The 1,866-nt window shown below is 45.4% G+C and carries 1 protein-coding gene; it reads left to right on the forward strand.

Annotation, left to right across the window (positions count from 1 at the left end; genetic code table 11):
- Nucleotides 1-190: 190 nt before the first annotated feature.
- Nucleotides 191-1,678, forward strand: a complete 1,488-nt coding sequence (locus tag ACESZH_RS23825) for a hypothetical protein (RefSeq protein ID WP_373219575.1) — start codon at nt 191-193, stop codon at nt 1,676-1,678.
- Nucleotides 1,679-1,866 lie beyond the last annotated feature (188 nt).

Consider the following 1,866-nt stretch of genomic DNA (forward strand, 5'->3'; position numbering starts at 1 on the left):
ATATTTTCTCGGAGTTTTAAACCTTGATTTTCAGGGCTTTTTTCTTTGCTCATTTCAAAAATCCCCCCATTTTTTTCAAAAAAATCTTGACAAATGCCTCAAAAAATGCGGCGCTTCGCGCCCTTGTTTACAAGAGGTATTCCGTCCGGCACCGCTGGACATTATCACACTTGAAATGGAGGCGTTTCCTATGTTACCTGTCTATTCCCCCGATTCACATGCTGACTTTCAGGAGTTTTTTGCTTCAAATTTCCTGAAGTTTTATCCGGATCCCTTTTCCCTTTCTCGGCAAACATGGAAAGTGATCGTCCAGTTCTGGCATATGGATCTGTCACAAACGGAACTGATCCTCATGGATTCCTATTCCAAAATGGGGCCTATGCCCAGACAGCCTTCTTCCATGCTTCGTTCTTACCTGCTCTCCTTAAAGTTGAAAGTCACTTCCGTCACTGACTGGGTATCTAAGCTGAAAGAATGTCCTCTTTATGCGATCCTCAGCGGTTTCTCCCCGGGAGATGTTCCCGGCATCGGAACCTTCTATGACTTCTTCTGGCATATGTGGAACTCGGACAAGAAACATCTTTCCACTCAGTTCCGCTATAAAAAGAAGAAAACTCCAAAAGGTAAGAAACACGGAGATAAAACTCCTAATATCGAGGATACGGCGGCTTTCCGGTTTATCCGCTTCTTCAAAAAGCATCCTCTCCCGGATAGTTCCGGCAGTCCGCTTTCCCTGATCTTCCGCTTATATAATCAGCAGTTTCTCGATATTTCTGTTTCCCGTGGTCTGATTAATCCCTCCGCTATCACGCTTGCCGGTGACGGAACTCCGGTCAGAACTATGGCCAGGCCACGCTATAAGAAAGCCTGTAAATGCTCCGAAAAAGGCATCCTTCACTGTAATTGTAAACGGATGTTTTCCCAACCGGACTGCAACATTGGATGGGATTCCTCCAGGGACTGCTATTTCAACGGCTACCATCTGTACATGTTTGTCGCTTCCGATTCGGAAAACGATCTTCCGGTATTCCCGCTTCTCGAACGGGCATCCCGTCATGACATGCTTTCTTTCCTGCACTCTTTCTTTACCATGAAAACATGGCTTCCGGAGTACCGGGTCGCAAAACTACTTTTGGATGCCGCACATGACGCGGACGCCGTCTACCGGTACTGTCAGGAGACTGGCATCCAGCCTTTTATTGACCTGAATTCCGGAAATACAGGTAACTTTATCTATAAAGATACGTTTACCGTTGGCTCAGATGGCGTTCCTGTCTGTAAGTTAGGCTTACGTATGAAACCGGACGGTGTGGAACCAGATCGGAACCGGTGTAAATGGAGATGCCCAAAGACCAACCGGTCAGGCTGCCATTGCGAAACTCCATGCTCCGATTCACCTTATGGTCGTGTTGTTCATACGCCGACCAAAGACAATCCCCGGTTATTTAACATACCGCCAAGAAACAGTAAGGAATGGGATAAGGAATATGATAGAAGAACATCCGTAGAACGCTCAAACAAACGTGAAAAAGAAGACTATAAATTAGAAGACGGCAGACACCGTTCATCCATGATGTGGTACTGCCGCCTCTACGGCATCATGATGCTCCAACATCTTGATGCCTGGGGAATGCCATCTGTCGAGGCATTCCAAACCGTATTAAGTTCCAACGCTTAACACGGATAGTTTACGACATATCATAACTTTTTTCAAGGCATAGTTTTTACTATGTCTTAAAGTCATGCCTCTTTCACATTTTTGAGGGTTCTAATCGTGCAATCATCCATCACAAGTCTATATTCAGTTGTAATTTATCCTAAAATCCAACGGGAGTTGGATGATCTAGGCTAACCCCGAGAAGTTAT

It is taken from the genome of Ruminococcus sp. 5_1_39BFAA (genome assembly GCF_964240875.1).
Taxonomy (GTDB): domain Bacteria; phylum Bacillota; class Clostridia; order Lachnospirales; family Lachnospiraceae; genus Blautia_A.